Annotated in this window: 27 protein-coding genes; 14 read left to right on the top strand and 13 right to left on the bottom strand. The window is 69.4% G+C overall.

From position 1 onward, the window contains the following. Positions 1–32: 32 nt before the first annotated feature. The 5 genes from rsmG to AC1HIL_RS04060 form a co-directional block, all read right to left on the bottom strand. A complete protein-coding gene (gene rsmG / locus AC1HIL_RS04080; RefSeq protein WP_479671207.1) occupies positions 33–671 on the bottom strand; it encodes a 16S rRNA (guanine(527)-N(7))-methyltransferase RsmG in 639 nt (212 codons plus the stop codon). Next, a complete protein-coding gene (gene mnmG / locus AC1HIL_RS04075) occupies positions 668–2620 on the bottom strand; it encodes a tRNA uridine-5-carboxymethylaminomethyl(34) synthesis enzyme MnmG (protein WP_057591811.1) in 1953 nt (650 codons plus the stop codon). Before mnmG ends, rsmG begins: the two co-directional genes overlap by 4 nt. A 172-nt stretch (positions 2621–2792) precedes the next feature. Beyond that, complete coding sequence (locus tag AC1HIL_RS04070; protein WP_479671206.1) at positions 2793–3677, bottom strand: transglutaminase-like domain-containing protein; 885 nt, start codon at positions 3675–3677, stop codon at positions 2793–2795. Between the two features lie 28 nt (positions 3678–3705). Next, on the bottom strand, positions 3706–3855 hold the full coding sequence (locus tag AC1HIL_RS04065) for a hypothetical protein (protein ID WP_172705369.1): 150 nt from the start codon (positions 3853–3855) through the stop codon (positions 3706–3708). After that, entirely contained in the window at positions 3855–4040 is a 186-nt protein-coding gene (locus AC1HIL_RS04060) for a DUF1328 domain-containing protein (RefSeq protein WP_057591813.1), read from the bottom strand. The genes AC1HIL_RS04065 and AC1HIL_RS04060 overlap by 1 nt, the downstream gene beginning before the upstream one ends. 177 nt (positions 4041–4217) lie before the next feature. Here AC1HIL_RS04060 and gstA point away from each other — a divergent pair, with 177 nt between their 5' ends. From gstA to gloA2, 5 genes are all read left to right on the top strand, one after another. Next, positions 4218–4826: a glutathione transferase GstA gene (gstA, locus tag AC1HIL_RS04055; RefSeq protein ID WP_057591814.1), complete on the top strand. Its 609-nt coding sequence runs from the start codon at positions 4218–4220 to the stop codon at positions 4824–4826. A 217-nt stretch (positions 4827–5043) separates the two neighbouring features. Continuing rightward, the gene (locus AC1HIL_RS04050) at positions 5044–6147 is read left to right on the top strand and encodes an alkene reductase (protein ID WP_479671205.1); all 1104 of its coding nucleotides are present in this window, start codon (positions 5044–5046) and stop codon (positions 6145–6147) included. 45 nt (positions 6148–6192) lie between these two features. Next, a complete protein-coding gene (locus tag AC1HIL_RS04045) occupies positions 6193–6678 on the top strand; it encodes a RidA family protein (RefSeq protein ID WP_093343645.1) in 486 nt (161 codons plus the stop codon). Then, positions 6675–7157, top strand: coding sequence for a GNAT family N-acetyltransferase (locus AC1HIL_RS04040; protein WP_261212145.1), 483 nt, complete (start codon positions 6675–6677; stop codon positions 7155–7157). Before AC1HIL_RS04045 ends, AC1HIL_RS04040 begins: the two co-directional genes overlap by 4 nt. Beyond that, positions 7154–7564 carry an SMU1112c/YaeR family gloxylase I-like metalloprotein gene (gene gloA2 / locus AC1HIL_RS04035; RefSeq protein WP_413761927.1) on the top strand — a complete coding sequence of 137 codons (411 nt, stop codon included), beginning with the start codon at positions 7154–7156 and terminating at the stop codon, positions 7562–7564. The genes AC1HIL_RS04040 and gloA2 overlap by 4 nt, the downstream gene beginning before the upstream one ends. Here gloA2 and AC1HIL_RS04030 read toward each other — a convergent pair. Both AC1HIL_RS04030 and AC1HIL_RS04025 read right to left on the bottom strand, forming a co-directional pair. Continuing rightward, positions 7548–8954, bottom strand: a complete 1407-nt coding sequence (locus AC1HIL_RS04030; protein ID WP_057591819.1) for a sensor histidine kinase — start codon at positions 8952–8954, stop codon at positions 7548–7550. The genes gloA2 and AC1HIL_RS04030 overlap by 17 nt on opposite strands. Positions 8955–8967: 13 nt before the next feature. Further along, positions 8968–9657, bottom strand: a complete 690-nt coding sequence (locus tag AC1HIL_RS04025; RefSeq protein ID WP_057591820.1) for a response regulator transcription factor — start codon at positions 9655–9657, stop codon at positions 8968–8970. A gap of 137 nt (positions 9658–9794) precedes the next feature. Here AC1HIL_RS04025 and AC1HIL_RS04020 point away from each other — a divergent pair, with 137 nt between their 5' ends. From AC1HIL_RS04020 to AC1HIL_RS04000, 5 genes are all read left to right on the top strand, one after another. Then, a complete protein-coding gene (locus AC1HIL_RS04020) occupies positions 9795–10667 on the top strand; it encodes an alpha/beta hydrolase (protein ID WP_479671204.1) in 873 nt (290 codons plus the stop codon). 160 nt (positions 10668–10827) lie between these two features. Continuing rightward, positions 10828–11121 carry an acyl carrier protein gene (locus AC1HIL_RS04015; RefSeq protein ID WP_057591822.1) on the top strand — a complete coding sequence of 98 codons (294 nt, stop codon included), beginning with the start codon at positions 10828–10830 and terminating at the stop codon, positions 11119–11121. Then, a complete protein-coding gene (locus AC1HIL_RS04010) occupies positions 11118–12419 on the top strand; it encodes a beta-ketoacyl-[acyl-carrier-protein] synthase family protein (RefSeq protein ID WP_261212142.1) in 1302 nt (433 codons plus the stop codon). The genes AC1HIL_RS04015 and AC1HIL_RS04010 overlap by 4 nt, the downstream gene beginning before the upstream one ends. Positions 12420–12465: 46 nt before the next feature. Then, a complete protein-coding gene (locus AC1HIL_RS04005; RefSeq protein ID WP_479671203.1) occupies positions 12466–13602 on the top strand; it encodes a sterol desaturase family protein in 1137 nt (378 codons plus the stop codon). A gap of 59 nt (positions 13603–13661) precedes the next feature. After that, positions 13662–14144, top strand: a complete 483-nt coding sequence (locus AC1HIL_RS04000; RefSeq protein WP_296733097.1) for a GNAT family N-acetyltransferase — start codon at positions 13662–13664, stop codon at positions 14142–14144. A gap of 7 nt (positions 14145–14151) precedes the next feature. Here the strand turns inward: AC1HIL_RS04000 and AC1HIL_RS03995 are convergent, their stop codons facing one another. Then, positions 14152–16410: a heavy metal translocating P-type ATPase gene (locus AC1HIL_RS03995; RefSeq protein WP_479671202.1), complete on the bottom strand. Its 2259-nt coding sequence runs from the start codon at positions 16408–16410 to the stop codon at positions 14152–14154. Between the two features lie 147 nt (positions 16411–16557). Between AC1HIL_RS03995 and AC1HIL_RS03990 the strand changes: the two genes are divergently transcribed. After that, positions 16558–16752, top strand: a complete 195-nt coding sequence (locus AC1HIL_RS03990; protein ID WP_057591827.1) for a heavy-metal-associated domain-containing protein — start codon at positions 16558–16560, stop codon at positions 16750–16752. Positions 16753–16820: 68 nt separating this feature from the next. Continuing rightward, positions 16821–17168, top strand: a complete 348-nt coding sequence (cueR, locus tag AC1HIL_RS03985; RefSeq protein WP_409976546.1) for a Cu(I)-responsive transcriptional regulator — start codon at positions 16821–16823, stop codon at positions 17166–17168. A 4-nt stretch (positions 17169–17172) separates the two neighbouring features. Here the strand turns inward: cueR and AC1HIL_RS03980 are convergent, their stop codons facing one another. Next, the gene (locus AC1HIL_RS03980; RefSeq protein ID WP_479671201.1) at positions 17173–18147 is read right to left on the bottom strand and encodes a YcjF family protein; all 975 of its coding nucleotides are present in this window, start codon (positions 18145–18147) and stop codon (positions 17173–17175) included. 560 nt (positions 18148–18707) lie between these two features. Here AC1HIL_RS03980 and AC1HIL_RS03975 point away from each other — a divergent pair. Then, positions 18708–19514, top strand: coding sequence for a response regulator (locus AC1HIL_RS03975; RefSeq protein ID WP_479671200.1), 807 nt, complete (start codon positions 18708–18710; stop codon positions 19512–19514). Continuing rightward, the gene (creC, locus tag AC1HIL_RS03970; RefSeq protein ID WP_413761931.1) at positions 19511–20959 is read left to right on the top strand and encodes a two-component system sensor histidine kinase CreC; all 1449 of its coding nucleotides are present in this window, start codon (positions 19511–19513) and stop codon (positions 20957–20959) included. The genes AC1HIL_RS03975 and creC overlap by 4 nt, the downstream gene beginning before the upstream one ends. A gap of 1 nt (position 20960) precedes the next feature. Here creC and AC1HIL_RS03965 read toward each other — a convergent pair whose 3' ends face one another. From AC1HIL_RS03965 to creD, 4 genes are all read right to left on the bottom strand, one after another. Next, entirely contained in the window at positions 20961–21572 is a 612-nt protein-coding gene (locus AC1HIL_RS03965) for a hypothetical protein (protein ID WP_057591832.1), read from the bottom strand. A gap of 80 nt (positions 21573–21652) precedes the next feature. Further along, the gene (locus AC1HIL_RS03960; RefSeq protein ID WP_479671199.1) at positions 21653–24037 is read right to left on the bottom strand and encodes a penicillin-binding protein 1A; all 2385 of its coding nucleotides are present in this window, start codon (positions 24035–24037) and stop codon (positions 21653–21655) included. A gap of 13 nt (positions 24038–24050) precedes the next feature. Further along, a complete protein-coding gene (locus tag AC1HIL_RS03955) occupies positions 24051–25367 on the bottom strand; it encodes a glycoside hydrolase family 3 N-terminal domain-containing protein (RefSeq protein WP_479671198.1) in 1317 nt (438 codons plus the stop codon). Beyond that, positions 25364–26812, bottom strand: a complete 1449-nt coding sequence (gene creD / locus AC1HIL_RS03950; RefSeq protein ID WP_479671197.1) for a cell envelope integrity protein CreD — start codon at positions 26810–26812, stop codon at positions 25364–25366. The genes AC1HIL_RS03955 and creD overlap by 4 nt, the downstream gene beginning before the upstream one ends. Between the last annotated feature and the right edge of the window lie 42 nt (positions 26813–26854).

The raw sequence follows: 26854 nt of genomic DNA, 5'->3' as shown, positions 1-26854 counted from the left end.
ACGGCGGGCGCGGCCGTCTTGCCGGGCACGGATCAGGCCTGTTTTCGTGCCCAGACGATGCACCGCTCGGCGTCGAGGCCGGGCACTGTCAGTTGTTCCACGTGAAACACCGCGACTTCGGCCGGCAGTCCGGCGAGCTCATCGGCCGGATTCTTGCCCTTCATCGCGAGCCATTTGCCGCCGTCGGCCAGCAGGTGCGAGGAGCCTGAGAAGAAATCGGGCAGCGACGCGAAGGCGCGCGAGCTGATCAGGTCGAAACGGCCTTCGAGCTTTTCGACCCGGGCGTGAAGCCCGCGCAGGTTCGGCAGCACCAGTTCGCCGGCCACCTGCTGCACGAAAGCCATCTTCTTCGCGACCGCATCGAGACAGGTGACGTCGAGATCGGGCCGCAGGATCGCAATGACCACCCCCGGTAATCCAGCCCCCGATCCCACGTCGAGCAGCTTGCCCTGCCCTGCCCACTCGCGCTGCAGCGGCGGAATCACGGCGAGGCTGTCGAGCAGGTGGTGGGTCAGCACGCTGTCGGGATCGCGCAGCGCCGTGAGGTTGTAGACCTTGTTCCACTTGAGCATCAGCGCGCCATAGGCCGTGAGCTGCTCGGCCTGGCGTTCGGACAAAGCCACGCCCAGCGTCTCTGCGCCCGCGCGCAGCCGTTTGATCGTCGCCGTCATTCGGCCGACTGCGGCTCGGTGGCTGCTTCCTTGGTCGCGGAAAAGGCCTTGTGGCCGCCCTTGCGCAGGTGGATCAACAGCAGCGAGATGGCCGCCGGCGTCACGCCCGAGATGCGCGAGGCCAGGCCCAAGGTCTCGGGCTTGTGCTTCGCAAGCTTCTGCCGCACCTCGAAACTCAGGGCCTTGACCTGGCCATAGTCGAAATCGGCCGGCATCTTGAGGCTCTCGAAGTGGGCGGCGCGCTCCACCTCGTCGTTCTGGCGCTCGATGTAGCCCGAATACTTGGCCGAGATTTCGATCTGCTCGATCTCGGTCTCGCTGAGCGGGGCTTCGGCGCCGTACTTCCCGCCGTCCAGCGACATCAGGGTCTGGTAGTTCACGTCGGGCCGGCGCAGCAGGTCGGCCAGGTTGTACTCGTGTTCGATCGCCTTGCCGAGCACTCGCACCGACTCGGTCGCCGGCAGGTTGCGCGGGTTCACCCAGATCGACTTGAGCCGCTCTGTTTCACGTGAAACAGCGTCGCGCTTGCGGCTGAAAGCATCCCAGCGCACATCGTCGACCAGGCCCAGCTTGCGCCCTGCTTCGGTCAGGCGCATGTCGGCGTTGTCCTCGCGCAGCTGCAGCCGGAACTCGGCGCGACTCGTGAACATGCGGTAGGGCTCGGTCACGCCCTTGGTGATCAGGTCGTCGACCAGCACGCCGAGGTAGGCCTCGTCGCGGCGCGGCAGCCAGGCGTCTTCGCCCCGGCATTGCAGCGCGGCGTTGATGCCAGCGAACAGGCCCTGGGCCGCCGCCTCTTCGTAGCCCGTGGTGCCGTTGATCTGCCCGGCGAAGAACAGGCCCTGGATCGCGCGGGATTCGAAGCTGCTCTTGAGTTCGCGCGGATCGAAGTAGTCGTACTCGATCGCGTAGCCGGGACGCAGGATGTGGGCGTTCTCCAGCCCGGGCATCGAGCGCACCAGCTGGTACTGGATGTCGAAAGGCAGGCTGGTCGAGATGCCGTTCGGGTAGTACTCGTTGGTGGTCAGGCCCTCGGGCTCGAGGAAGATCTGGTGGCTGTCCTTGTCGGCGAAGCGGTTGATCTTGTCCTCGACGCTCGGGCAGTAGCGCGGACCGACGCCGTCGATCTTGCCGGTGAACATCGGGCTGCGGTCGAAGCCCGAGCGGATGATCTCGTGCGTGCGTGCGTTGGTGTGCGTGATCCAGCACGGCATCTGTTGCGGATGCATCTCGACCTTGCCGAGGAAGCTGAACACCGGCATCGGCCCTGCCCCGCCGGGCATGCCGTCTCCGGGCTGCTCGGTGCACTTCGAGAAGTCGATGCTGCGGCCGTCGAGCCGCGGCGGCGTGCCGGTCTTGAGCCGGCCCTGCGGCAGCTTGAGTTCCTTGAGGCGCGCCGACAGGCTCACGGCCGGCGGATCGCCCGCGCGGCCGGCCTGGTAGTTGTCGAGGCCGACATGGATGCGGCCGTCGAGGAAGGTGCCCGCGGTCAGCACCACGGTGCGCGCGCGGAAGGCGATGCCAACCTGCGTGACCGCGCCCACCACGCGGTCGCCCTCGACCATCAGGTCGTCGACCGCCTGCTGGAACAGGCTCAGGTTCGGCTGGTTCTCGAGCCGGCGGCGGATCGCCGCCTTGTAGAGCACGCGGTCGGCCTGGGCACGCGTGGCGCGCACGGCCGGGCCCTTGCTCGAGTTGAGGATGCGGAACTGGATGCCGGCCTCGTCGGTGGCGATCGCCATCGCGCCACCGAGCGCGTCGACCTCCTTCACCAGGTGACCCTTGCCGATGCCGCCGATCGAGGGGTTGCAGCTCATCTGGCCCAAGGTCTCGATGTTGTGGGACAGCAGCAGCGTCTTCGCGCCCATGCGGGCGGCAGCGAGCGCGGCTTCGGTGCCGGCATGGCCGCCACCGACGACGATCACGTCGAATTCTTCGGGATAAAGCATGAGAGGGGGCGCACTGACGCGTGCGCGGCGCAAAGGAGGGCCATGATTTTAATCGGCCCTCCCTGCTCGCGCCCACTGTGGGGACAAGCTGGTCGTGCAACTCTAAAAGTCCGCCAAGCCTCTATGGGACCCGATAGTTTGCTATATTTTTAATAGCAAACCATCCACGGAATCAAGCGGAGGTGGCCAGCTCCACCACCGGCACCGGCTTCTCGATGCCCACGAGCGCCCCGCTGGCTGGCGGTTCCACGGGCGGTGCCACGCTCTGGTCCTGCAGCTCGGTCACCACGATCTGCTTGTCGCGCATGCTCACGCTGCCGAAGATGGTGCAGAAAGCCACGTCCTTCGCGTCGCGCCCCGTGCCCACGCGCACGAGGCGGTCGACCGGCGCCATGCGCGTGGCGTCGAACAGCACCCAGCGCCCGCCGAGCCAGGCCTCGAACACGGCATGGAAATCCTGCGGCGGTTCCTCGAAGGCCACGTAGCCCACCACCAGCCGCGCCGGGATGTTGAGCGCGCGGCAGAAGGTGATGCCCAGGTGCGCGAAGTCGCGGCATACGCCGGCGCGCTGCACGAAGACCTCGCGCGCCGTGGTGGTCGAGTCGGTGCTGCCCGACTCGTAGGTGATGCTGTCGTGGATCCAGTCCACGATCGCCTGCACGCGGCCGATGCCCGGCGGCAGGTCGCCGAAGAGCTGGAAGGCGCAGCGCGCCATCAGGTCCGACTCGCAGTAGCGCGTCGGCATCATGTAGTGCAGCACCTCGTCGGGCACTTCGTTGACCGGCACTTCGGGCAGGTCGTGCGGCACGTCGACCTGGGTGCGCTGCACGCTCGCGGTGTAGGCGATCTTCAGCGGCCCCGGCGCCGCGTCGAAGCGCAGGAAGCGGTTGCCGCTGGCCTCGTCGCAGAACACCTGCACCTCGGCCGCCGGCTCGATCGTGAGGGTCTCGCGGATCACCGCCTGCGCGCCCGCGCGCGCCGCCTCGATGTTCAGCAGCAGATGGGCCGGCGCGCCGACTTCGTAGTCCAACTGCGCCTCGATGTGCGAGATGTGCATGTGGCTCCCCTTCCCTTCTTCGCCTGGCTCAGGCGCGCCTTCGGCGCGAACGGTGCTCGGGCAGCTGCCAGTGCGCCTGCGTCACCAGCAGCACCCGCAGCACGCAATGCGCGGGGCTCTGCAGCAGCTGGCCCAGCGAGCGCGTGCGCGGCCAGCGCACCGACCGGTGCCGGTGCATCAGTCGAGCGCCTTCTTCACCGCGCCCACGCCCAGCGCGGCGAGCACGATGAAGATCACGGCCAGGATCAGGAACAGGCCGAACAGCACCTTGGCAATGCCCGCGGCACCGGCCGCGATGCCGCCGAAACCCAGCAGGCCGGCCACCAGGGAGATGACCGCGAAAATGATGGCGTACTTCAACATCGAGTGACTCCTTTGCCGCGGGTCGCAGCCCTCGGTGCCCGAAGAATAGAAAGCGGTGCTCGACGCCCCGATAGTCAGCGAGCCCAAGCACCCGTAGGACAAACCCGCGCAGCCCAAACCCGCTAGCATCCGGTGCGTTCCAAAGAACCATTTCAACGATCGATTGGAGTTTTTCGCATGAAGCTGTACTACTCGCCGGGCGCCTGCTCGCTCTCGCCGCACATCGCGATGCACGAAGCCGGCCTCGCCTTCGAACCGGTGCTCGCCAGCACCAAGAGCCACAAGCTGCAGGACGGCACCGACTACTACGGCATCAACCCGCTGGGTTACGTGCCGATGCTCGAGCTCGACGACGGCACGCGCCTGCGCGAAGGCCCCGCGATCCTGCAGTACATCGCCGACCTCGTGCCGACCAAGAACCTCGCGCCCGCCGCCGGCACCATGCAGCGCTACCGCCTGCAGGAGTGGTTGACCTTCATCGGCACCGAGATCCACAAGGGCTTCAGCCCGCTGTTCAACCCGGCCATGCCCGAGGAAGCCAAGACCATCGCGCGCGACAAGCTCACTTCGCGCTTCACCTGGCTCGACGGCGAACTCGCGAACAAGCAGTACCTGATGGGCGACCAGTTCAGCGTGGCCGACGGCTACCTGTTCACCGTGACCAACTGGGCCAAGCCCACCGGCGTGGACCTCGCGGGCTTCGCGAACCTCCAGGCCTGGCGCGCGCGCGTGAGCGAGCGTCCCGCCGTGCAGGAAGCGATGAAGGCAGAGGGTCTGCTGAAGTAACTCCGCACCGCCGGAGCGCAACACCGCGCTTCGCTCTTCAACGGCCGGCAACTCGCCGGCCGTTCGCTTTCTGGCGGGCCGCCCGTGCAATGCCACCCGATTGCATTTGCAGCGCCGCAACGCCTAGCACCAAGACTACAACCCCGTGGCAGCAGGGTTGAGGCCCCGCCCCTACCCTTGCGCTTCCTTCCGCTGTTCACACCTTCCTTCTCCCACCATGTCCACCCTTTTCGACCCCGTCCAAGCCGGCGACCTGAAGCTCGCCAACCGCATCGTGATGGCGCCGCTCACGCGCAACCGCTCGCCCAATGCCATCCCGACCGCGCTCGCGCCCACCTACTACGCGCAGCGCGCGAGCGCCGGCCTGCTGATCACCGAGGCCACCGCCATCAGCCAGCAGGGCCAGGGCTACGCCGACGTGCCCGGCCTCTACGGCACCGAGCAGCTCGACGGCTGGAAGAAGGTGACCGACGCCGTGCACGCCCAGAGCGGCAAGATCGTGGTGCAGCTGTGGCACGTGGGCCGCGTCTCGCACACCAGCCTGCAGCCCGGCAACGGCCAGCCGGTGGCGCCCTCGGCCATCACCGCCAAGACCAAGACCGTGCTGATCCATGACGGCGTGCCCACCTTCACCGAAACCTCCGAGCCGCGCGCGCTCGATGCCGGCGAGATCCCCGGCATCGTCCACGGCTTCGCCACCGCCGCGCGCAATGCGGTCGAGACCGCGGGCTTCGACGGCGTCGAGATCCATGGCGCCAACGGCTACCTGCTCGACCAGTTCCTCAAGGACGGCAGCAACCAGCGCAGCGACGACTACGGCGGCAGCATCGAGAACCGCGCGCGCTTCCTGCTCGAGATCACGCGCGCCGTGGCCGACGCCGTCGGCGCGCGCCGCACCGGCATCCGCCTGTCGCCGGTCACGCCCGCCAACGACGTGCACGACAGCAACCCGCAGCCGCTGTTCACCTACGTGGTGAAGGAACTGGCGAAGCTCGACCTGGCCTACATCCACATCATCGAAGGCGCCACCGGCGGCCCGCGCGAGATCGCCGACCGGCCCTTCGACTACGAGGCGCTCAAGGCCGCCTACCGCGAGGCCGGCGGCAAGGCCGCCTGGATGGTCAACAACGGCTACGACCGCCCGCTCGCGGAAGAGGCCGTGAAGGAAGGCGACGACCTCGTGGCCTTCGGCAAGCCCTTCATCTCCAACCCCGACCTGGTGCGCCGCCTGCGCGAGCACGCGCCGCTCAACGAGCTCGACAAGGCCACCCTGTACGGCGGCGGCGCCAAGGGCTACACCGACTATCCCGCGCTGGCCTGAGGCTGCCGGCGACCGGCGCACGGTGCTTTCGGGTACCGTTGCGCCATGTCGCAGATCGAGAACCAGCTGGCCGCGCGCGGCCTCGTCCTTCCACCCGCCGTCCAGCCGCCACCGGGCGTGGTGCTGCCCTTTCGCTTCGTGCGCATCGTCGGGCGGCGCGCCTTCGTCTCGGGCCACGGCCCGCTCAATGCCGACGGCAGCATCGCCGCGCCGCTGGGCAAGCTCGGGCGCGAGCTCGACGTGGAACAGGGCTACGCGGCCGCGCGCCTCACCGCGCTCGCGATGCTCGGCAGCCTGCAGCGCGCGCTCGGCGACCTCGACCGCATCACGGCCTGGACGCGCGTGTTCGGCATGGTCGCCTCGGCCCCGGGCTTCGATCGCCAGCCCTCGGTCATCAACGGCTTCTCCGACCTCGTGCTCGAGCTCTTCGGGCCCGAGGTCGGCGCGCATGCGCGCAGCGCGGTCGGCATGGCCGAGCTGCCGTTCAACATCCCGGTGGAGATCGAGGCCGAGGTGGAGATCGCCGAATGAGCGAAGCACCGCGCTGGACCCTGCGTCGTGCCGAAGCGGCCGATGCCGAAGCGATCCGCGACTGCGCGATCGCCGCCTTCAGCGTCTATCTGCCGCGCCTGCCGATCGTGCCGCTGCCGATGAGCAAGGACTACGCAAGCGCCATCGAGTTGCAACAGGTGTGGGTCGCCGCCCATGCTCAGGATGCCGCGGATGCCGCCGAGATCGCGGCCGCGCTCGTGCTCGACATCACCGACGAAGGCTTCCTGGTCGACGTGATCGCGGTGCGGCCCAGGCACCAGGGCAGCGGCGCGGGCCGCGCGCTGCTCGAGCTCGCCGAGCGCGAGGCGCTGCGCCAGGGCTTCGATTCGATCTACCTGTTCACCAACGAGAAGATGAGCGAGAACCGCGCGCTCTACGCGCGCATCGGCTATGTCGAATACCGGCGCCTGGTGCTCGAGAACCGCACGCGCGTCTTCCTGCGCAAGGCCTTGCGATGAGCGGCACGCCCGGGCTCGCGCGCATCCACCATGCCGCGATCATCTGTTCCGACTACGCGGTGTCGAAGCGCTTCTACAGCGAGGTGCTGGGCCTGCGCATCGTCGCCGAGCACCTGCGCGCCGAGCGCAACTCGTACAAGCTCGATCTCGCGCTGCCCGACGGCTCGCAGCTCGAGCTGTTCTCCTTTCCCGATCCGCCGCCGCGCGTCTCGCGCCCCGAGGCGCGCGGGCTGCGCCACCTGGCGTTCGAGGTGCCCGACGTGCGTGCCGCGGCCGAGGCGCTCAAGGCGCACGGCGTTGCCGTCGAGCCGATCCGCGTCGACGAGTACACGGGCCGGCGCTTCACCTTCTTCGCCGATCCCGACGGACTGCCGCTCGAGCTCTACGAAGCTAGCCCTTGCGCGTGAAGTCCACGCTGACCTTCAGGCCCGTCGGCTCGGCCGCCGCGAGCCGAAGCTCGGCCCCGAGCAGCTCCGCATAGCGAGCCACGATCGACAGGCCCAGGCCCGAGCCCTGCCCCAGCTTCTGCCCCGCGGGCCCCTGCGCCCAGCGCTGCATCAGCAGGCGCTGCGCATCGAGCGGAATGCCGGGTCCGTCGTCGATCACGCTGAGCACCTCGCCGCTGACCTCGACCGTGATGGTGCGGCCGCCATAACGCAACGCGTTGTCGATCAGGTTGTCGAGGATGCCTTCCACCAGCGCCTCGTTGGCCTGCACCGTCACGCTGTCGTCGAGGCCGCGCGCGCCCAGGTCCACGCCACGCGCATCGGCGCGCGCGAGGTGCCGCAGCACCGTCTGCTCGGCCAGTGCATCGAGCCGCACGGGCGCGGTCTCGAGGCTGGTGCTGGCCTCGTCGGCCAGCGCGAGCGCGAGCAGCTGGTCGATCAGGTGGCTCGCGCGCTCCTGGCTCTTGGCCACCTGTTCGAGCTGCTCGCGCCATACCGAGGGCTTCTGCTGCGCGAGCCCGTAGTCGGCCAGCGCGCGGATGCCCGCGAGCGGCGTGCGCAGCTCGTGCGCCACGTTGCCCACGAACTCGCGCTGCCCGCGCACGCTGTGGCCCAGCCGCTCGAACAGCGCGTTGACCGCCTCGCCCAGGTGCTGCAGCTCGCGCGAGGTCCGCACCACCGTCACCGGCGAGAGGTCGCGCACGTCGCGCCGGTCGAGGGCCTGCTGCAGGTCGCCGAGCGGCCGCAGATCGCGGCGGATGCCATGCCAGAGCCACACGGCGAGCAGCATCAGCAGCAGCACCTGTGGCGCCAGCGCATAGCCCAGCAGCTGCCGCACGAGCGCCGTGCGGCTCAGCGTGGTCTGCGCGATCACCACGCGGTAGGGCATCGAGACGCCGGGCTCGGCATCGTGCTCGAGCACCACCGCGCGCATCGGCTTGCCCTGGTAGGTGACGTCCGAGAAGCGGTAGCGCGCGCCGCCCACGGGCAGTGGCGCCTGCAGGTCGTCGGCACCCGAGATCAGGGTGCCGTCGAGCCGCTGCACCGAGAAGTTGACCTTGTCGATCTGGTCGAACAGCACCGTGGCCACCTCGCGCGGCGTGAGCAGCAGCTCGATGCCGCGCTCGCCCGCCTGCACGTTGGCCGACAGCGCATAGGCGTCGTCGAGCATGCCGCGATCGAAGGCCTGCTCGGAGAAGTAGTTCGCGATCACCAGCGCGATCACCGCGCCCACCATCCAGCTCAGCGCGAGCGGCACCAGCACGTTGCGCAGCACGCGCCGCGTGAGCGTGGACACCGCGCGCGGCGGGCTGGGCGTGATCCGCGCTGGCGCTGCTTCGCTGTCGCTCACGGTCGCGGCGCGCTCAGACTTCGGCTTCGAGCAGGTAGCCGATGCCGCGCAGGGTGCGGATGCCCGCGCCCGAGCCGACCAGCTTCTTGCGCAGGCGCGAGATGAAGGCCTCCAGCGCGTTGTCGCCCAGCGATTCGTCGAAGCTCGAGAGCTTGTCGGACAGCGCACGCTTGCTCACCGTGCGGCCCGGCGGGCTCATCAGTTCCCACAGCACCTCGAACTCGCGCGCCGGCAGGTCGAGCGGGCCGCTCGCGGTGGAGAAGCGCCGTGCCTTGCGATCGAGCTTCAGCTGGCCCAGCAGCACGATGTCTTCCGTGCCCTTCGCGCGGCGCACCAGCGCGCGCAGGCGCGCCTCGACCTCGGCCAGGTCGAAGGGCTTGCCGAGGTAGTCGTCGGCACCCGCGTCGAGGCCCGCGATGCGTTCCTCGGTGCGGCCGCGCGCGGTGAGCACGAGCACCGGCGTGCGGTCGCCGCGCGCGCGTGCCTGTCGCAGCGCGGTGAGTCCGCTCGCGAGACCGCTGGTCGCGCTCGCGGTGGCGGGCAGGTTGAGATCGAGCAGCACCGCATCGAAGGGCTGCACGCGCCACAGGTGGTCGGCGTCCTCGACGTTGGTGGAGACATCGACGCGGTGACCAGCGTCCGCGAGGCTGCGAAGCATCACGTCGCGCAGCACGGCATCGTCTTCGACTAGCAGGATTCGCATGATTTTCGAGTGGGTTGAAGTGCCTATTCTTGCTCGCGGGAGGGTCAGCAGGCGGTCAGTACGACACGCGATAAACACGGCATGAGCATACGACAGCCCATCGCCGCACGGGCCCTTTTCATCGGGGCCGCATCGTCATGAGCGCACGCGAACCTTCCAGCCTGCTGAGCTTCGTGCACCCCGCCGTGCAACGCACCGCGGTCGTGCTGCTGCATGGTTTGTGCAGCACACCTGACGAACTGCTGACCGTGCAGTCCGCGCTGCGCGACGGCGGCTACGCGGTGCACCCGATGTCGATCCCCGGCTACTCCTTCGACGCCAATGCGCCGATGCAGCAGGCCGCGCCCTTCCAGCAGTGGCTCGACAGCATCGAGGCCCAGGTCACGGCCCTGCGCGAGACGCACGATCGCGTGCTGCTCGTGGGCATCTCGGCCGGCTCCTCGCTCGCGCTCGGCGCCGCCATCCGCTGCGGCGACGCGGTCGATGCGCTGGTGCTGATGTCGACCACGCTGCGCTTCGACGGCTGGGCCATCCCGCGCACGCAGATGCTGCTGCCGCTGGCCTACTACACGCCGCTGGGCCGCCTCTGGCAGTACCGCGAACGCCCGCCCTACGGCGTGAAGAACGAACGCGTGCGCGCCTGGATCGAGCGCGAGCTGCGGCACCGCAAGGTCTCGCGCGCGGGCAGCTCGGTGATCGGCGTGGGCCACCTGCGCGAGCACCATCGGCTGATCCGCCACGTGCGCGCCAACCTGCATCGCGTGCAATGCGACCGCGTGCTCGCGCTGCATGCGCAGCAGGACGAGGTGGCCAGCGTCGCCAACCTCGAGATCCTCGCGCGCGGCCTGCGCTGCCGGTCGTTCCGCAGCGTGGTGGTGAGCAACAGCTACCACATGATCACCATCGACAACGACCGCCAGCAGGTGGTGCGCGAGACCGTCGCCTTCGCCGACGAGGTCGCGCACGGCACGGGCGCCGATGCCCCGTCCTTCTCTCTGAAGGCTTCCTGAAAAGGAACGCGTTCGCCATCGCGATGCCCTCGATCCCACCCCACAATGAACCGTGCAAGGCGGTGTCGCGACGCTCGCCTTCCCCGCAACTGCCGCGCCGACCGATGGCACTCCCGCACGACGATCGTGCACCACGCTTCGCCTGAAAGGAACCAGCCCCATGTCCACCTCGCCCACCTTCAACAGCATCGCGCGCATCCTCGAGAACGACTTCCGCGTCGAGGCCAGCCTGGTCTCGCCGCAGACCGCGCTCGCCGACCTGGGCCTCGACTCGCTCGCGCTGATGGAGTTCGTCTTCGCGGTCGAGGATGCCTTCCACCTGCGCATTCCCGAGGACCGTCTCGATCCGCGCGAAGCGGGCATCACGCTGCAGCGCCTGTGCGAAGTGATCGATGCGGAGAGCGCTGCCGCGATGGCGAACACCGCGAACGCGCCTGAGGCGGCGCACGCATGAGCAGCGGTGTCGAACACGCGGTGATCGCTGCTTCGGCGCAGCGCATCGCGGCGCCGCCGGTGCGCGTCAGCGGCGTCGGTTTCGTCACGCCGATCGGCCGCACGCTCGAGGCCTTCGACGATGCGCTGTTCCATGGCCGCTCGGCCGTGCGCTCGCACACGCTCGCGATCCCCGGCATGGACAGCGTCGAGATTCCCGTGGCTGCCTGCGACTTCGATTCGAACGGCGTGCGCAGCATCTCGCGCCTGCCGCTGGACCGCGGCACCGCGATGGCCCTCGCGGCCGCGCAGGATGCCGCGGCGCAGGCCGGACTGGCGCGCGACAGCGTCGACCCCGAACGGCTGGGCATCTTCTGGGGCAGCGGCCTCGCGGGCGCGGGCAGCTTCGACAACACCACGCAGGCGCTCTATGCCGAGCAGCGCCGCATGCGGCCGACCACCGTGCTCACCGTGATGCCCAATGCGGCAGTGGCCGAGCTCGCACTGCACTTCGGCGCGCACGGCGCGGCCATCGCCTATGCCTGCGCCTGCGCCTCCTCGGCGGTGGCGATCGGCGAGGCGATGCGCGCCATTCGCGGCGGCTGGATCGACGTCGCCATCGTCGGCGGCCACGACGCCATGCTCACGCCCGGGGTGATGGCGAGCTGGCAGGCGATGCGCGTGATGGCCGCGCCGCCGGCCGGCGCGCCCGAGACCGCCTGCCGTCCCTTCTCGGGCGACCGCGCGGGCTTCGCGCTCGGCGAAGGCGCCGCGGCGCTGGTGCTCGAATCGGAAGCGCATGCGCGTTCGCGCGGCGCACTCGACACGGGCGATGGTGCGTCCTATGTGCTGGCCGGCTATGCCACCAACTGCGACGGCACGCACATCACGAACCCCGACAGCGCGGGCCAGGTGCGCGCGATGCGCGCAGCCCTGCGCGACGCGGGCATCGATGCCGCGCAGATCGGCCATGTGAACGCCCACGGCACCGCCACCATGGCCGGCGACGCGGCCGAGGCGGCCTCGGTGCGCGAGGTGTTCGGCAGCGCGATGCCGGTGTGCGCCACCAAGGCGATCCACGGCCATGTGCTCGGCGGCGGCGGCGCGATCGAACTGGTCGCGACCTTGCGCGCGCTGGCGCACGAGGCCGTGCCGCCGATCGCCAACCTGCGCGAGCCCGACGCGGCCTTCGAGCTGGACTTCGTGCGCGGCGAGGCGCGCGCCGTGCCCGGCATGCGCTGGGCGATGTCGAATTCCTTCGCCTTCGGCGGCACCAACGCCGTGCTGGTCGCTGGACGCATCGACGCCCCATCCCGCTGAAACTTCGCTGAAGTTTTTTCGCGCGCAGGAAGGCTCAAGGCAGGCAGTGCATCGGCTGGTGGTTCTCGTCGTGCCGGTGTTCGTGCTGCTGATGGCCTGCGAATTCGCCTGGGGCTGGCTCAAACAGCGCAACACCTACCGCTTCGCCGACACCGTCGCGAGCCTGAGCCAGGGTCTCTTGAGCCAGGCGCTCGCGGTCTGCACGCAGCTGTTCCAGATCGGCCTCTACGCGCTCGTCTATCCGCATGTCGCGCTGTGCACCGACGCGGGCTTCTGGAACAGCGCGCTCGGCTGGATCGCCGCGGTGCTGCTGTTCGACTTCTGCGACTACTGGCTGCATCGCGCGGGCCACGAGTCGGCGCTGTTCTGGGCCGCGCACGCGGTGCACCACCAGAGCCGGCGCTTCAATTTCTCGACCGCGCTGCGGCAGGAGAGCATGGTCGCCTTCCTCGGCTGGGCCTTCTACCTGCCGATGGCCGTGGTGGGCGTGCCGCCCGAGCAGTTCGGGCTCGCGGGGCTGATCGTGCTGGTCTACCAGTTCTGGATCCACACCGAGCACATCGGCAAGCTCGGCTGGTTCGACCGCGTGTTCTCCTCTCCCTCGAACCATCGCGTGCACCACGCCGTCAACGACGGCTACCTCGACCGCAACTACGGCGGCATGCTGGTGGTGTGGGACCGTCTGTTCGGCACCTTCGCCGAGGAGAGCGAGCGCTGCGTCTACGGCACGCGCAAGCCGCTCGCGGGCTTCGATCCGCTGCGCGCGGTGCTCGGCCCCTATGCACCGCTCGCGCGCGATGCCTGGCACACGCGGCGCTGGCGCGACAAGCTCGGCGTGTTCTGGCGATCGCCGGGCTGGCGGCCGGCCGACGTGGCGGCGCGCTTTCCCGAGCCCGACTTCTCGCTCGAGGCGGCCGCGGCCCTCGACGATCCACCGGTCGGCCGTGCGCGCTCGCTCGCGGCCACGCTGCATTTCGCGGGCTGGGTCGGCATGACGCTGGCCTTTCTCTGGCGCGCGGACGAGATGGCTTTTCGCACCGGGCTCGAACTGCTGGCGCTGACGATCGCGGGTTTCTGGGCTGTGGGCGCGGTGCTCGATGCGCGGCTGCGATTGCGCTGGGCCTGGCCCGCGCAGGTGCTGCTGCTGGCGCTGGCCGGCGCCCTCCTGTTCGCGGCGGGTTGAGCGGCCACGCGGGATTGCTATCCTGCGGGCCCCAGACCGACCCCGACCATGGAGCCGCCGTGCGCCGACTTGCCACTTCCCACGACCTCGCCGCCGTCCATGCGCTCTACATGCACGAGAAGGTGGTGCGCTTCCTCGGCTACGACCCGATGCCGCTCGCGGACTTCCGGCCGATCCACGAGGAGCTGGTGCGCAGCGGCTGCTTCCACATCTGGGAGGTCGAGGGCCGCATGGCCGGCTTCTACCGCGCTACGCGCTATCCGGGCCGCGTGGCGCACGTCGCCTGCCTCGGCACGCTCGCGGTGGACCCGGCCTTCCATGGCCGCGGCGTGGCGCTGGCCATGGTGAGCGATGCCATCGAGCAACTGCGCACGGCCGGCGTCAAGCGCATCGAGCTCTATGCCGAGAGCGACAACGCGCCCGCGCTGCGCTTCTACGAGAAGCTGGGCTTCGTGCGCGAGGGCACGTTGCGCAAGTTCTACAAGCGCGCCGGCGAGGCCGACTACATCGACGATCACCTGATGGCGCTGCTGCTCGACTGACAGGGTCTCAGGACCCCTTCCAGCGCCGCAGCAGCAAGGCATTGGCCATCACGCTCACGCTCGACAGCGCCATCGCCGCCCCGGCCACCACCGGGCTCAGCAGTCCGAAGGCCGCCAACGGAATCCCCGCCACGTTGTAGGCGAAGGCCCAGAACAGGTTCTGCCGGATCTTCGCCACGGTGCGGCCCGAGAGGTCGAGCGCCTGCGCCACCAGCGCGAGATCGCCGCGCATCAGCGTGATGCCCGCGGCTTCCATCGCCACGTCGGTGCCGCCATCGGCCGGCGCCATCGCGATGCCCACGTCGGCGGCCGCGAGCGCGGGCGCGTCGTTGGCGCCATCGCCCACCATCGCGACCACGTGGCCGTCGCTGCGCAGCGCGCTCACCTGCTGCGCCTTGTCGGCCGGCAGCACCTCGGCGCGCACGTCCTCGGGCGCGATGCCCAGCCGCGCCGCCATGGCGCGTGCGGCGCGCAGGTTATCGCCCGAGATCATCACCACGCGCAGGCCGCGCGCACGCAGCGCGGCGACGGTCTCGGCCGCCTGCGGCTTGGGCTCGTCGGCAAAGGCCAGCAGGGCCAGTGCCTCGGCCGCGCCGGCGGCATCGAAGCGCAGCAGCGCCGACACCGTGGCGCCCTGCGCCTGCAGCCGGTCGACCTCGGCCGCGTCGACCTCGGCATCGAGCTCGCGGCACCAGCGCAGGCTCGCGAGGGCCCAGGCACCGGCGAATTCGCCCTCGACCTCTCCGCGCACGCCGCGGCCGGGCATGGCCTGCATCGAACGCAGCGCCGGCACCGCCAGTTTCTTGTCGGCGGCGGCCACGAGCACGGCGCGCGCCAGCGGATGTTCGCTGCCGCTCTGCAGGCTCGCGGCCACGGCCAGCAACCGGTCGGCCTCGCCGCCATCGGCCAGCGGCACGAGCGCGGTCAGCACCGGCCGGCCCAGCGTCAGCGTGCCGGTCTTGTCGAAGGCCACCGTGTCGACGCGGTGCGCGAGTTCGAGCGAACGCGCGTCCTTGATGAGGATGCCGCGCCGCGCCGCCACGCCGGTGCCCGCCATCACCGCCACCGGCGTGGCCAGGCCCAGCGCGCAGGGGCAGGCGATGACCAGAACGGCCACCGCGTGGATCAGCGCGGTCTCGATGTCGGCGCCGCCAAGCAGCATCCAGCCGCCGAAGGTGAGCAGCGCGATCACCAGCACCACCGGCACGAAGATGGCCGCCACCTTGTCGACCAGCCGCTGGATCGGTGCCTTCGCGGCCTGCGCATCCTCGACCAGCCGGATGATGCGCGCAAGCACGCTCTCGGCACCGACCGCGCGCACCTCGACCACCAGCCGGCCGTCGCCATTGACGGCACCACCGGTCAGCGGGTCGCCCGGTCCCTTGGGCACGGGCAGCGGCTCGCCGGTCAGCATCGACTCGTTGACCTCCGATTCGCCCTCGACCACGCGCGCATCGGCCGGCACGCGTTCGCCGGGACGCACCGCGAGGCGGTCGCCCACCATCACCTCGGCCAGCGGCACGTCGCTCTCGCCGCGCGGGCCGACCAGGTGCGCCACCTCGGGCCGCAACTGCTGCAGCGCGCGGATCGCCGAGGTCGCCTGGCGCTTGGCGCGCGCCTCGAGCCACTTGCCCAGCAGCACCAGCGTGATGACCACCGACGAGGCCTCGAAGTACAGGTGCGGCACCATCCCGTGGCCCGCGTGCTCGCCGGTGGCCGAACGCCACCAGAGCCACAGCGAGAGTCCGTAGGCCGCGCTGGTGCCGAGCGCGACCAGCAGGTCCATGTTGCCGGTGAGCGCACGCGCCGCATGCCAGCCCGCGCGGTAGAAGCGCGCGCCGAGCCAGAACTGCACCGGCGTCGCGAGCAGCAGTTGCAGCCAGGGATCGAGCATCCAGTCGCGGCCGAAGAACTCGCCGACCATCGGCAGCATCAGCGGCGCCGACAGCGCGAGGCCGACCGCCACCGGGCCGAAGCCGTGCCAGGGCGACAGCGCCGCGGCTTCCTCCTGCGCATCGGCCGCGGCGCGCGGCTCGTAGCCGGCGGAGCGCACCGCGCGGCGCAGCCTCGCATCGATGTCCTCGCCGCCCTGCGCCTGCGCCACCACGCGCGCCGATTCGGTCGCGAGGTTCACGCTGACGTCCTGGACGCCGGGCACGCCCTTGAGCGCGCGCTCCACGCGCATCACGCAGGACGCGCAGGTCATGCCGCCGACCGAGAGGTCGAGCGTGAGATTCGGCAGAGGCCGTGCTTGTACGTTTTCCATGCTGCGAAGGCTAAAGCTTCACACCATGGCAAGGTCAAGCGCGGCAAAAAGAGTCCCTGGACTGGACATTGACATCGTGGCAAGGTTCAGACTTCGGTTTCCGAACGGGCCAACGCCCACCTTGTCATCCACGAAGGAGCAGAAACGATGAGCCAGAAATTCCAGGTCGCGGGCATGAGCTGCGGACATTGCGTGAACGCGGTGCAGAACGCGGTGCAGACGGTCGACCCCGAGGCCCAGGTCACGGTCGACCTCGAGACCGGCCATGTGGACGTGCTGAGCCAGCAGCCGCGCCAGGACCTGGTGGCGGCGATCGAGAACGCCGGCTACCGGGTGCAGTGAAGGTGCCGGTCACGCACGGCCCCGTGGCGATCGGCGAGGCCGCCCGGCTGTCGGGCGTGTCCGCGCGCATGGTGCGCCACTACGAGGGCCTGGGCCTGCTGAGCGCGGTGGCGCGCACCGACAGCGGCTACCGCCAGTACGGCGATGCCGACATCCACACGCTGCGCTTCATCAAGCGCTCGCGCGACCTCGGCTTCTCAATGGAGGAGATCGCCGAGCTCGTGGGCCTGTGGCACGACCGCCGGCGCACGAGTTCGAGCGTGAAGCGCATCGCGCAGAAGCACCTCGAGGAACTGGAGCAGCGCATCGCCGACATGCAATCGATGCGCAGCACCCTGGCCCACCTGGTGCACTGCTGCCACGGGGATGCGCGGCCCGAGTGTCCGATCCTCGACGACCTGTCGAAGACCGCCTGACGGTTCAGGCGCCCCGGACCAGCGACAGCACCTTGCCCGCATCGAGCGTGCGGGCCTTCTCCTGGATCGCCGGCAGGTAGCGCGACTGCAGGCCCTGGCCTTCCTGCACCACGCCCGAGAAGGCGTCCTTGAGCATCTGCGTCGACAGCGTGCGGCCGCCCGCGTAGTAGCGCTTGGCGACATGGCCCAGCGCATAGGTGGTCGCGAAGCTCATGCCCGAACTCACGGCCTGCTTGCCGACGCCGCGCAGCAGGCCGCCGCCCACCTTGCCGAGCAGCCCGCCCAGCAGCTTGCGCCCGGCCTGCTCGAGGTACTGCGAGGTCAGGCCCACGCCCACGGTGGCGATGAAATCCTTGATGTGGCCGCTGTCGAGCTCGTAGCCGTGCGCCTTGCCGATGCGGTAGACCAGCTTCATCTGCAGCGGAATGATCGCCATGGTCGACAGCGTCTCGGGCAGCAGCTCGAGCGCGCCGTTGAGGATGGCGGCATTGAGGATCGACTTGTCGAGCTCGGCGCTGTCGGGCGTGAGCGGCGACGCGCCCGCCGCGACGGCCGGTACCGGCGCCGCGGCCACCACGGCTCCCGCGGAGGCACCGGCCACCGCCCCGGCCGCCGCGATCTCCTCGGCCTGGTTCGAGAACTGCGCCGCCGAGGCATCGAGCCCGAGCGAGGTGCGCACGTCGGCCAGGAACATCCGCTCGGCCTGCGACTGCGCGCCGTCGGCATCGCACACGCACACCGCCATCTCGTAGGCGAGCTGCTTCGCCTCGGTGCTCTGCAGCTGCGCCGCCACCGACGGCAGCGAGACGCGCTTCATCAGCACGTCCTGGTAGAGCGTCGGCAGGTTCAGGCCATCGGTTTGCGACAGCCCTTCGGCGATGCGCTTGATCTCGGCGCGCTCGCGTTCGTGCTTTTCGCCGTCGACGAAGGCGGCCAGCAGGCTGAGGGTCACGATGGCCTGGGTTTCGGAAGGTGTCACGGCTGGAATTTCCACAAGGTGAAGGACGAAGTTCGGTCGGAAGACCGGGGGAAGGTTCCGCCGCGCGTTCTCCCCACAAAGCGGGTGCAACTCTGTGGATAACCACAGAACTACTTTGTAGGGGCGCGGCAAGTTATTGATTTTTATGGGAAATCTACAGGCCGCTTAAAAATTGGGCAATGAATTTCCTCACCCGAAAAACGCCTTTCGCAGATTTCCGGAGGGCTGTCAAAGGACAACTCTGGGGAGAGTTCTGGCACAAGCAGGTGGTTATCCACAGCGCCGGACGGATGCGCCAGGTTGTCCCTTTGGCCGCGACAGCACGGAAGCACGGCTGCGCACAGTGACCGCTGTATGACAAGTGCTTGTCACATAACGAAAAAATCGGCCTGTCCACAGAAGGGGCGGACCCTTATCTACTACTACTAATTTGAATAAGAAGAATAAGAAATAGAGAGAGACCAAAGGTCGCGCCCGAAAAAAAGTCCGAAGGCCGCGCCTCGTTGCAACGCCGTCGACGTGGCTGGCGTCCGCCCCGTGGCGCTCGCTACCATCGCCGGATGAGCTTCAAACCGCGGATCCTGATCGCCGAGGACGAATCGGGCATCGCCGACACCCTCCAGTACGTGCTCAACAGCGACGGCTTCACGCCCGTCTGGTGCGCCACCGCGGAAGACGCGCTGGCCCAGTTCGCGCAGGAAGCGCCGGCGCTCGCGATACTGGATGTGGGATTGCCCGACATGAACGGCTTCGAGCTGTTCAAGCGGCTGCGCGCGCTGAACCAGGCCATGGGCGGACCGGAGGTGCCGATGCTGTTCCTCACGGCGCGCAGCGACGAGATCGACCGCGTGGTGGGGCTGGAGCTCGGCGCCGACGACTACGTCGCCAAGCCCTTCTCGCCACGCGAACTGGTGGCGCGCGTGCGAACCATCCTGCGGCGCAGTGCGCGTGGAGGCTCGCCAGGAGGCACAGGAGCGTCCGCGGGCGGCGGGCAGGGGGTCCCCCATGCGCTCGCCCCCCAGACGTCGCCTGCGCCCGCTCAACCGCCCGCAGCGCCACCATTGCCCTTCATGCTCGACCAGGAGCGCATGCAGATCCGCTACTACGGCCGCCTGCTCGAACTCTCGCGCTACGAATACGGCCTGCTGCGCCTGCTGGTGCAGCGCCCGGGACGCGTGTTCACGCGCGACGAGCTGCTCGAGCGGGTCTGGGACGATGCCAGCGAGAGCTTCGACCGCACCGTCGATGCCCACATCAAGACCCTGCGCGCCAAGCTCAAGGCGATCGCGCCCGAGGTCGAGCCGATCCGCACCCTGCGCGGCACCGGCTACGCCCTCAACGAAGAACTGCCCGCCAGGATCTCGTGACCCGGCGCACGCGCATCTTCATCGGCATCCTGCTGATCTACACGGCCGGCATCGCCTTCCTGCTGTACCGCGTCGTCTCCGACATCGATCCGCGCTACCGCGAGTCGGCCGAGGAATCGCTGGTCGAGACCTCGCAACTGGTGGCCAGCCTGGTCGAGCAGGACGTGATCGCGGGCGCCATCAACACGGCGCGGCTCGAGCCGCTGTTCCGCACGCTCTATGCGCGCGAGTTCTCGGCCCAGATCTACAACCTGCACAAGAACCGGGTCGAGTTGCGCGTCTACGTGACCGACCGGGGCGGGCGCGTGATGTTCGATTCGCTCGGCCGGCACCTGGGTGCCGACTATTCGAAATGGAGCGACGTGAGCCGTACGCTGGCCGGGCTCTACGGCGCGCGCACCTCGCGCGACGTCGACGTGGATCCGCGCACCTCGGTGATGTACGTGGGGGCGCCGATCCGCTGGAACAACGAGATCGTCGGCATGGTCAGCGTGGGCAAGCCGGTGCAGAGCTTCGGCCAGTTCGTGGAGGATGCGCGGGCGCGCACGATCTGGGTCGGCGTGGGTTCAGCGCTGGCGCTGCTGCTGCTCGCGGTGATCGTCTCGGTCTGGCTGGTGCGGCCCTTCGGGCTGATCCGCGACTACTGGGGCTGGGTGCGCGCGCAACGCAGCCTGAGCCTGCGGCGCATGGCGCGGCGCGCGGTCGATGCGGTGCGCAGCGGCTTCAGCGAGATGCGCGACACGCTGACCGGCCGCAACTACGTCGCCGACTACGTGCAGACCTTCACCCACGAGGTGAAGAGCCCGCTGTCGGCGATCCGCGGCGCGGCCGAGCTGCTGCAGGAACCCTCGATGCCGCACGAGGAGCGCGAGCGCTTCCTCGCCAACATCGCGCGCGAGACCCAGCGCATCCAGGAGATCGTCGACCGCATGATGGAGCTGACCGCGCTCGAAACCCGGCGCGCGCTCGAGCGCACCCAGCCGGTGGCGCTGGCGCCGCTGATCGAGGACATCGCGACCGGCGCGCAGAGCGCGGCGGCCCAGCGCAACATCCGGGTGCAGGTGAACGTGCGCGAAGGCACGGGCGCGAACGCTTCGGTCGAGGGCGATCCTTTCCTGCTGCGCCGCGCGATCAGCAACCTGCTGGACAACGCCATCGATTTCTCGCCCACCGGCAGCGAGGTGCTGATCAACCTGGAAACCACCTCGCGGCTCGCGCGCGTGAGCGTGCGCGACCGCGGGCCGGGCATTCCCGACTACGCGCAGGAGAAGGTCTTCCAGAAGTTCTATTCGCTGGCGCGGCCGCACAGCCAGAAGAAGAGCACCGGGCTGGGCCTGGCCTTCGTCAAGGAGATCGCCGCGCTGCACCACGGCCGCATCGAGCTCGGCAACGCGACGCGCGGCGGCGCGGTGGCCACGCTCACGCTGCCGCTGCTGCCGGCCTGAGCTACTGGCGCCCGATCAGCGCGAGGTAGTCGCGCCGCGTGCCTTCGCTGACCGAGGCGATCAGCTGTTCGTACGGGGTCTTGTGGCGCGCCAGCATGCGCGCCGAGGCCACCATCTTCGACTTGCAGAACCAGTGGCAGGTGTGCTGCATCAGGAACAGCTCGGCCGAGAGCATGTAGGCCTTGTCCTTGGGACTGCGGCCGGCGCGGTTGTGCATCACCTCGTTGATGCCGCGCGCATGGATCGCGAAGGCCGCGCGCAGGTCGAAGGTCTCGCGCGGAAACAGCAGGTGCGCATAGGGCAGGGTCGCCAGCGGCGAGGTGCTCACGCGCGCCTGCGCGGCATCGACGCGCGCGAACTCGGCCGCGAAATTGGAGAACTGGGCCGCGAGCCGTGCCTCGGTCGCGTCGAGCACGCCCCAGATCTGCTGGCGCCGCTCGGGATCGTCCTCGCCGAGGCAGCGCAGGTAGCCCTCGGTGAGGTTCTCCATCAGCTTCTCGATCTGGTAGTTGCCCAGGTGGCGCGCCAGCAGCGCGATGCGTCGGCGCTGGTCGTGGGACTTGAGGAAGTAGGCGCCGATGGCGATCAGTGCCACCAGGGTGAGGATTTCCATGGACTTGGGAACGGGCGAACGGGAAGGAAGGGAGTGCGCCGAGTGTAGAGACCCCGGCGCGGCCCTTGTCGCCCGCCGTCCTAGCGGAAGAAGTCCAGGATGCGGTTGCGCTCCTCGGGCTGCGGCGGCGCGCCGATCGGCACGCCGGTCAGCACCTCGACCGGCTGCGGCGCCACCTCGGGCTCGAGGCCCAGGCTCGCGACGCCGCGGCCCGGCGCGTAGTCGTCGAAGTAGAGTTCGCCGTCCACGTGCACCAGACCCGGCGGCTCGGGCAGCTGCGCCACCGGCACGCCGCGCAGCGCGGTCTGCATGTAGCCGGTCCAGATCGGCAGGCTCAGGCTGCCGCCGGTCTCGCCGCGCACGCCGAGCTGGCGCGGCGTGTCGTAGCCGATCCAGGTCACGCCGACCATGGTGGGCTGGAAGCCCGCGAACCAGGTGTCGAAGGAATCGTTGGTGGTGCCGGTCTTGCCGAACAGGTCGTCGCGCTTGAGCGCCTGGTAGGCCTTGAAGCCGGTGCCGTTGCGCACCACGCTCTGCAGCAGCGAGTCCATCAGGTAGGCGTTGCGCGCGGGGATCGCGCGGTTGCTTTCGTCGAGCGCCGGCGGCTCGGTTTCCATCAGGACCTTGTCCTTGGCATCGGTCACGCGCGTCACGAGGTAGGGATTGACGCGGTAGCCGCCGTTGGCGAACACCGAATAGCCGGCGGCCATCTGCAGCGGCGTGACCGAGCCCGCGCCGAGCGCCATCGGCAGGTTGGCCGGATGCTTGTCCTTGTCGAAGCCGAAGCGCGTGATCCAGTCCTGTGCGTAGTCGGTGCCGATCGACTGCAGCACGCGGATCGTCACCAGGTTCTTCGATTTCATCAGCGCGGTGCGCAGCGGCATCGGGCCTTCGAAGCCGCCGTCGAAGTTCTTCGGTTCCCAGGGCTGGCCGCCGTTGGCGCCGGGCTCGAAGTACAGCGGCGCGTCGTTCACCACGGTGGCGGGCGTGAAGCCCTTCTCGAGCGCGGCCGAGTAGATGAAGGGCTTGAAGCTCGAACCGGGCTGGCGCCAGGCCTGCGTCACGTGGTTGAACTTGTTCTTGCTGTAGTCGAAGCCGCCGACCAGCGCCTTGATCGCGCCGGTGCGCGGGTCCATGCCGATGAAGGCGCCCTCGACCTCGGGCAGCTGCGTGATCTCCCAGCTGTTCTTGGCCGTGCGCGCCACGCGGATCACCGCGCCGCGGCGGATCTTGATGTTGGGCTGCGCCTTGGCCGCCAGGCCCGACTGCGCGGGCCGCAGGCCTTCGCCGCTGATCTCGATCGCCTCGCCGTTCGCGCGCACCGCGCTGACCTGCTTGGACGAGGCATCGAGCACCACGGCCGCGATCACGTCGCCGTTGTCGGGATGCTCGGCCAGCGCGTCGTCGACCGCCTCGTCGACTTCCTTCGGATCGTCGGGCAGGTCGACGAACTTCTCGGGACCGCGGTAGGGCTGGCGGCGCTCGTAGTCCATGATGCCGCGGCGCAGCGAGCGGTAGGCCGCCGACTGGTCGGCCGCCACCAGCGAGGTGTAGACCTTCATGCCGCTGGTGTAGATGCTGTCGCCGTACTGCGAATGCATCATCTGGCGCACCGTCTCGGCCACGAACTCGGCGTGCAGCCGGTTCGGGTCGGCGGCATCGCGCAGGTGGAGTTCCTCCTTCTTGGCCTCGGCCGCCTGCTCGGCGGTGATGAAGCCGGTCTCCTGCATGCGGTCGATCACGTAGAGCTGGCGCGCGCGGGCGCGGCGCGGATTGGCCACCGGGTTGTTGGTGCCCGGCGCCTTCGGCAGGCCCGCGAGCATCGCGGCCTCGGCGATCGTGATGTTGGCCAGCGGCTTGCCGAAGTAGGCATCCGATGCCGCGGCGAAACCGTAGGCTCGGTTGCCGAGGTAGATCTGGTTCATGTAGATCTCGAGGATCTGGTCCTTGCTGAGCTGCTGCTCGAGCCGCAGCGACAGCAGGATCTCGTAGGCCTTCCGGCTCAGCGTGCGCTCGGAGCTCAGGTAGACGTTGCGCGCCACCTGCATCGTGATGGTGGAGGCGCCCTGCTTGCGTCCGCCCTTGAGGCTGGCCACCGCCGCGCGCAGGAAGCCCTTGTAATCGACGCCGCCGTGGTCGTAGAAGCGCGCGTCCTCGACGGCGAGCACCGCGTCCTTCATGACCTTGGGGATCGCCGCGAAGGGCGTGAGGTTGCGGCGCTCCTCGCCGAATTCGCCGAGCAGCTCGCCGTCGGACGAGAACACGCGCAGCGGTTGCTTGGGCCGGTAGTCGGCGAGTTCGGAGCTGTCGGGCAGGCGCGGCGAGATCAGGGCGATGGCGACGGCGCCCGCGACCGCGAGCACCAGCACGCCCGAGCCGGCGACGATGGCGCTCCAGACGGCGATGCGCTGCCAGCGCGGTGGTTCGGGGGCGTCGGGTGAGCGGGGCTTGAAGGGATTGAACATGAGGGAGGTCCTGCTATTGAGAGAGTCCGCGCAGGCGCGGGTTCCGGGCCAGCCGCGATGCGCTCGCGGCCAGCATGGCGGCGTCGATGGCGCCACGGCGTTCGGCCTGCCGCGCGCAGTGCATCGCGTCGAAGTACTTGTCGTGGTCGTAGGCGACCAGCAGCAGGTCCACGCCGGCGTTCAGCGCACGCACCGTGGCGTTGCACAGGCCCCGGTCGTAGGCTGCACCCATCGTGAGATCGTCGGTGACGAGCAGGCCGTCGTGCCCCCACGCGCCGCGAATCACGGACTGCACGATTTTGCGCGAGAACGATGCCGGATGGTCGGGGTCGAGTTCTGGAACGGTCACATGGGCGAGCATGACAGCCGCTTGTGTCGAAGCCGACACCTCTTGAAACGGTTTCCAGTCATGTGTTGCAAGTCGGGCCGTGGGTGTGCGCAGGAAGCCGGCTTCGTGGTGCGTGTCCTCGGCCACGCCGGCCAGTCCCGGAAAGTGCTTGAGCGTGCCTTGCACGCCGGCCGCTTCGAGGCCCTGCTCGTAGGCCCGCGCCACCTCGGCGACGAGGGCCGGGTCGGCCGAGATCGCGCGTTCGTCGATGCGGGTGTGCAGGTCCCAGCGGCCCGGCGCGCGGCCGGTGCGCAGGTCGACCACGGGGCTGAAGTTGAGCGTGATGCCCAGCGCGGCGAGCGCCCTGCCCTGCTGCTCGCCATAGGCACGGGCGCGTTGCGCGAGTTCGTTCTCGGGCACGTCGGCATCGATCAGGGTGGCGAGCGAAGGCTGGCGTTCGATCAGCGGCGAGAGCCGCGACACGGCGCCGCCTTCCTGGTCGGTCGCGACGATCAGCGGCGGCAGGCCGGCTTCCGTGCGCAAGTCTTGAAGGCTCGAGATCTCCTCGCGCAGCTGCGTCGCGCCGCGGCCCTTGACGTTGCGGCCGGTCACGAAGATGCCGCCGATCGTGCCGTGGCGCGCGAGCTCGCGCAGCATCGGCATCTCGGCGTTCTCGTAGCCGACGATGAAGTGCGCGCCGAGCCTGCGTGCCTGCGCGTCCGATGCGGCGAGCACTTCCGCGCGGCGCTGGCGGCTCGAGAGCTCGTCGGCTCCGCTGCAGAGCATCACCGCGCACAGCAGCCCGAGCAGCATCGGGCGCAGCGAACGGCGCGCGAAGCGCCAGACGATCGCCACGCCGCTGCCCGCGAGCGCGAGCAGCAGCGGTACTTCCCAGGCGCGCATGAAGCGCAGGTGCGGATCCTTCAGGTGCCAGGCCCAGAAGCAGAGGAAGGCGAGTGCCAGCCAGCCCAGGGCACCGAGCGCGACGCGCAGCGCTTTCATGTGGGATCGATGAGAGCCGCCGGTGCGGCCTCGGGCCGGCGCGACAGCGCATACCAGTCGACCTTGCGCGTCATCAGCATCAGCGCCGAGAGCATGCCGAAGATCAGCAGCGCGCCGAGCAGCAGCGCATTGCTCTCGGAGGCCAGCAGTCCATAGAGCGCACCGTACAGCACCGCGACGAAGGCCGCGAAACCGGCGCCGCGCTTCCAGCTGCCGAGCACGGCGGCGAAGTAGATGCCCAGCAGCAGCACGCTCGCGCCGGCCGCGCCCGCATAGGCGAGCCAGAAGGCCAGCTTCTCCGACAGCGCGAGCAGCAGCAGGAAGAAGATCGCGATCGACAGGCCCACCAGGCCGTACTGCACCGGATGCAGCCGCAGCTTGCGGAACAGTTCGAACATGAAGGCGGCCATCAGCACCAGGCCGATGAAGAGCGCGCCGTACTTGCCCGCGCGGGTGCTCATCGAATAGACATTGATCGGCTGCGCGAGCGAGACGTCGAAGCTCTGCGGATGGAAGGGCTGCGGGCCGGCGCGCACGTTGCCGTTGGCCGAGGCCGCCGCCACGTCGCCGCGGCCCGCGAGGTCGGCGCGCACCTGTTCGCGCGCCGAGCTCACGAGCGAGGACACGCGCCAGTGCGCATCGAAGCCCTGCGGCGTGACCTCGCGCTGGGCCGCGAGGAAGCGGCCGCCGAAGCTCGGATGGGCCCAGGGCGACTTCAGGTGCGCGCTGGTCTCCTCGGCGATCGGCACCATCGACAGGGTGTCCTGACCGACCAGCGACAGCTTCATCTCGAAGGGCAAGGGCGCGCGCGTCTGCCAGGCGGCCAGCGCCGCGGCACCGAGCGGCGCGTGGATGCCGTTGGCGAACCAGGAATCGTCGGGCAGGCCGGGCACGCGCTGGCGCAGCCGCAGTTCGGCGCCGTTCACCGTCAGCGCGGGCGAACCGTCGAGGCCGCGCAGGTCGCTCACGTTGAAGGCCACGAGCGGCGTCTTGAATTCGATCTTCGAATCGGGCTCGCTGTGCGCGACCGCCTCGGGGTCGAAGGCCGCGAAGCCGCCCGACAGGGTGGCGTCGAGCGTGTAGAACGGGATCTTGAAGATGCCGCGGTAGCGCTGCTGCGGCGTCATCGAGCCCTCGATGTGCAGCTTGTCGGGGAAGACCACGTGCGCCATCTCCTTGCTGCGCGCCTCCTGGCCGATCACCTTGCCCTGCGCGTCGCGCAGCGGCTCCATCCAGCGCTCGGCATAGGGCACCAGCAGCAGCGGACCGACCACGGTCTGCGGGCCCGCGTAGGTGGCGGCCAGCTCGGCGGCGGCCTCGCGCTGGCTGTCGCCGCGCTCGTTGTTGATGCGGTCGATCTCGGCCAGCGGAATGCACAGCAGCAGCACCAGGAGCAGCAGCCCGCCCACCTTGGCCAGCATCGAATCCTTCAGAAGTTGCAGCATGTTTTTCTCTCCTCGTTGACGACGGACCGGATGCTCGCCGCG

Source organism: Variovorax sp. ISS6, assembly GCF_056523145.1.
The sequence above is the reverse complement of the archived record's forward strand: the minus strand, read 5'-3'. Positions and strand labels throughout refer to the sequence as shown.

Bases quoted from the DNA above. Each gene is read 5' to 3' on its own strand.
- mnmG (WP_057591811.1), bottom strand. From the start codon at position 2,620: ATGCTTTATCCCGAAGAATTCGACGTGATCGTCGTCGGTGGCGGCCAT.
- AC1HIL_RS04015 (WP_057591822.1), top strand. From the start codon at position 10,828: ATGTCCACCTCGCCCACCTTCAACAGCATCGCGCGCATCCTCGAGAAC.
- AC1HIL_RS04045 (WP_093343645.1), top strand. From the start codon at position 6,193: ATGTCGCAGATCGAGAACCAGCTGGCCGCGCGCGGCCTCGTCCTTCCA.
- gloA2 (WP_413761927.1), top strand. From the start codon at position 7,154: ATGAGCGGCACGCCCGGGCTCGCGCGCATCCACCATGCCGCGATCATC.
- AC1HIL_RS03965 (WP_057591832.1), bottom strand. From the start codon at position 21,572: ATGGAAATCCTCACCCTGGTGGCACTGATCGCCATCGGCGCCTACTTC.
- AC1HIL_RS04040 (WP_261212145.1), top strand. From the start codon at position 6,675: ATGAGCGAAGCACCGCGCTGGACCCTGCGTCGTGCCGAAGCGGCCGAT.
- AC1HIL_RS04025 (WP_057591820.1), bottom strand. From the start codon at position 9,657: ATGCGAATCCTGCTAGTCGAAGACGATGCCGTGCTGCGCGACGTGATG.
- AC1HIL_RS03995 (WP_479671202.1), bottom strand. From the start codon at position 16,410: ATGGAAAACGTACAAGCACGGCCTCTGCCGAATCTCACGCTCGACCTC.
- AC1HIL_RS04060 (WP_057591813.1), bottom strand. From the start codon at position 4,040: ATGTTGAAGTACGCCATCATTTTCGCGGTCATCTCCCTGGTGGCCGGC.
- AC1HIL_RS04020 (WP_479671204.1), top strand. From the start codon at position 9,795: ATGAGCGCACGCGAACCTTCCAGCCTGCTGAGCTTCGTGCACCCCGCC.
- AC1HIL_RS03960 (WP_479671199.1), bottom strand. From the start codon at position 24,037: ATGTTCAATCCCTTCAAGCCCCGCTCACCCGACGCCCCCGAACCACCG.
- AC1HIL_RS04070 (WP_479671206.1), bottom strand. From the start codon at position 3,677: ATGCACATCTCGCACATCGAGGCGCAGTTGGACTACGAAGTCGGCGCG.
- AC1HIL_RS04050 (WP_479671205.1), top strand. From the start codon at position 5,044: ATGTCCACCCTTTTCGACCCCGTCCAAGCCGGCGACCTGAAGCTCGCC.
- AC1HIL_RS03955 (WP_479671198.1), bottom strand. From the start codon at position 25,367: ATGAAAGCGCTGCGCGTCGCGCTCGGTGCCCTGGGCTGGCTGGCACTC.
- AC1HIL_RS04010 (WP_261212142.1), top strand. From the start codon at position 11,118: ATGAGCAGCGGTGTCGAACACGCGGTGATCGCTGCTTCGGCGCAGCGC.
- cueR (WP_409976546.1), top strand. From the start codon at position 16,821: ATGGTGCGCCACTACGAGGGCCTGGGCCTGCTGAGCGCGGTGGCGCGC.
- rsmG (WP_479671207.1), bottom strand. From the start codon at position 671: ATGACGGCGACGATCAAACGGCTGCGCGCGGGCGCAGAGACGCTGGGC.
- AC1HIL_RS03990 (WP_057591827.1), top strand. From the start codon at position 16,558: ATGAGCCAGAAATTCCAGGTCGCGGGCATGAGCTGCGGACATTGCGTG.
- AC1HIL_RS03975 (WP_479671200.1), top strand. From the start codon at position 18,708: ATGAGCTTCAAACCGCGGATCCTGATCGCCGAGGACGAATCGGGCATC.
- gstA (WP_057591814.1), top strand. From the start codon at position 4,218: ATGAAGCTGTACTACTCGCCGGGCGCCTGCTCGCTCTCGCCGCACATC.
- creD (WP_479671197.1), bottom strand. From the start codon at position 26,812: ATGCTGCAACTTCTGAAGGATTCGATGCTGGCCAAGGTGGGCGGGCTG.
- AC1HIL_RS04065 (WP_172705369.1), bottom strand. From the start codon at position 3,855: ATGCACCGGCACCGGTCGGTGCGCTGGCCGCGCACGCGCTCGCTGGGC.